At 44.8% G+C, this 3,012-nt stretch carries 4 protein-coding genes; all 4 read right to left on the bottom strand.

Translation table 11 applies throughout. The features are described 5' to 3' along the window. On the bottom strand, nucleotides 1-538 hold a 538-nt coding region (locus A3757_RS15460), incomplete at its 3' end, for an NAD-dependent epimerase/dehydratase family protein (RefSeq protein WP_156506343.1). A 68-nt stretch (nucleotides 539-606) separates the two neighbouring features. After that, nucleotides 607-1,101 carry a hypothetical protein gene (locus tag A3757_RS15455; protein WP_068567388.1) on the bottom strand — a complete coding sequence of 165 codons (495 nt, stop codon included), beginning with the start codon at nucleotides 1,099-1,101 and terminating at the stop codon, nucleotides 607-609. Nucleotides 1,102-1,194: 93 nt separating this feature from the next. Then, entirely contained in the window at nucleotides 1,195-2,637 is a 1,443-nt protein-coding gene (locus tag A3757_RS15450; RefSeq protein ID WP_068750551.1) for a capsule assembly Wzi family protein, read from the bottom strand. Nucleotides 2,638-2,820: 183 nt separating this feature from the next. Further along, nucleotides 2,821-3,012: hypothetical protein (locus A3757_RS27655; protein ID WP_231878295.1), on the bottom strand; the 192-nt coding region annotated here is incomplete at its 5' end.

The following is a 3,012-nucleotide window of genomic DNA, read 5'->3' as shown; positions in this document are numbered from 1 at the left end:
CATACACACTGGCATATAATTCGTTTACGTATTTGGTTACCGCATAAGGTGAAAGCGGATTGCCGATATTTTCTTCTACTTTAGGCAGCGCGGGGTGGTCACCATAGGTTGAACTACTGGCCGCGTAGGTGAAGCTTTTTACCTGCTCTTCTTTTGCAGCCTGGAGCATATTGAGAAAGCCAGTGATATTCGCTGCATTCGTGGTAATCGGGTCTGCGATAGAACGAGGAACGGAGCCAAGCGCTGCTTGGTGTAAAACATAGTCAGCACCTGAAACCGCCTTCTGGCAGGTTTCGTAATCTCTGATATCACCTTCGATAAATGAGAAGTTCTGCCACTGATCAGACGCTACCAAGCCTTGAACTTCATCTAAATTGTATTGATGCCCAGTGGCGAAGTTATCCAAACCTACAACTTTTTGGTTTAGTTTTAGCAGTGTTTCTAGCAGGTTAGAACCGATAAAACCGGCAACACCCGTTACCAACCAGGTTTTGGGGCTGTCTGTTAGCTGCTGTTTTACATTTTCATAACTTGTCACGACACTTATTTCCTTTCTATTTAGAGTTGCTCAGGGTTGTTTGAGACAGGGGCGGTATTGTTAATTATTCAGTTTCCGGCAAAGGTATCCGCTAGCTTGAGAACAGTAACGATTAAGGCTATCAAGCCTATGCTCCAGCGCATATTCTTGTTTATCGCTTCAGATATCTTCAATTCAATTCGTTTTTCAAAAGCGTCCATTCTAGCTCCCATGAGTTCGAAGCCTTTGTTTACCTTTTGTTCCAACAACTTGAATTCGCCTTTCAGGCCGACAAACTCGCCTCTTAGGCCTGTAAAGTCACCTTTCAAATCAGAAAACTCACCTTTCAAGCCAGCAAATTCACCTTTCAAGCCAGCAAATTCACCTTTAAGGCTTGCCACACTATCGGTCACTTCATTTAATTTTTCATCTAAATGATTGATATGATTATATTGCGACTTAAGCAGCAGTGTATTGATATCTTCACTACTTAGGCCCTCACCGTTTGAGAAGCGGGTTTCAATCTCTTCGAGTTTGGGCTGTATCATTTGAATTAGCATATCGTCCACTTTTGTTTTATCCATTCTCTTATCCTCCTTGATAATCATTGGTAAAAGCCTTGTCGTTAGACTAAGCGAATAATAGCATGACAGGCCTGCTTTTACACTTCACAAGCCCTAGTATCGATACTCCCATGAGACCGAAGCAGCTAAGCGCTCTACATACGTAAACGCTGTATCAACGTCTTTACTTAGGTAAGTCAGCCCTGCTTTGAAACGGCCATCAAAGATGAAACACTGGTGATAAAATTCCGCCATATAAAGTGATTGAGCACTCAGAGAAACCCCATTTCCTCTGACGCCACCATCTTCATTTAACTGTAAATAGCTGGCACGCGCACTCCAAAGCGAACCATCACCATTTTGAAGACTCATCCCGAAGGACAAAACCTCTGAGTCATTATCAAAACTAGCACCAAGCGTACGCCCATGATAGCGATAGCCACTTTCATAAAGACTATGTTCATAGGTGGTATTATAAAATACTGTCTCAAAGCCATCCGCAATGGTATTTGCGTATTCCAACTCGTACTTTAGGAAAGCGCTATCTTCTAGTGTTTGGGAAAGTTGAACGCCCGCTTGATGGGTGCGTCGCGATGGCATATAGCCCGCTTCGTCTTCACCAATTGTTTGTGCGTGGAAGGCCGCACCCAGCGTATCAGTCAATGCAAAGCCATAACGTACATCGAAGCCAGCCAACTGATTCCCCGCTTGCTTGGCTGTATTTTCACCCTGCGAAGTAAGCGACTTCCAGAAGGTAGACAAGTCTTCATCACGCCCTTCTCCACCCCACTGCATCGCACGGGATAGTCCAAACTCAAGACCTTTCAACGGCCTAAAGGTAAAACGCATGCCAGTAAGTTTTGCCTCAGGTATTGTGCGCTTACTTTCTAGCTGACCAATATAAGATACAAATTGCCACTCTCCTAACCACGAGAGCAAAGGTGTATCAAAACGCTGCCCCTGCTTGGTTCTTAAGAATACGCTCGGTACCGGCTCGGCATTATTTGTCAGGATCAAACTCGACTGAGAACCCGCGCCCCACCATTGATCGACTGCGCCAACACCCAATACCCAGTTGCCATCACGACCGCCCAGCACGCCAGCCAAATAGGAGCCATAAAAGTCTGTCTGGACGGCATCATCACCAGGATCTGTCATGACATTAGCTTGAAGCCTGAAGGCAAAGCTTTCACTATCACCCTCCATTGTTTTATGGATCTCTCCTTTTTCTTGCTGGAAAGAACCAAAATCTCTTAATAATGGCCTAGCACTGCCCGCTGTCACTTCAAGGCTTTTTTTAATACCGGACTTAGTCTGCTTACGTAGCTCAAAGCGTAATTCTCTAATCGCAGTTTTTTGCGCTGAATTGAGCTTCGAATGATCAGCTTCTGCTAATGCACTTTTTACGTCCGCCCACATAAGCGGCCAGGTCGTTAAAGAGATATCGATCACTTCTGCATCATTGAGTAGCTGAAGATTATTTCGAAGCCTAAGGTCACCTACATCAATCCATGGCGCAGCGTTTACCGAGGCAGCCATAACAAGAGAAAGGGACATTACAAGGGTGCTGAGAAGCTTAGATTTGATAGACACGAATTAGACTTTTTAGTGGTTGATTCTATGGCTGGGCATTATAGGGGTTTTGCACTTAAAGGTAAAAGCGAAAAGAACTTAAACCACAGAGGACACCGAGCGCTTCGCTACACAGAGGAAGAGATGGAGACACACCTAAAAAGGCTTTTATCTTTTCTCTGTTTTTATCTTTTCTCTGTGTAGGCCGCAGGCCGCTCTGTGCCCTCTGTGGTGAACCGTCTTTTGTGTTTTGATCTTTAAGGGATAAACCGAAGAACCACAGAGGACACCGGGCGCTTCGCTGCACAGAGGAAGAGATGGAGACACACCTAAAAAGGCTTTTATCTTTTCTCTGTTTTT

The organism is Oleiphilus sp. HI0117 (genome assembly GCF_001635235.1).
Note: the sequence above shows the minus strand (reverse complement) of the source record. Positions and strands in the feature narration are given on the sequence as shown.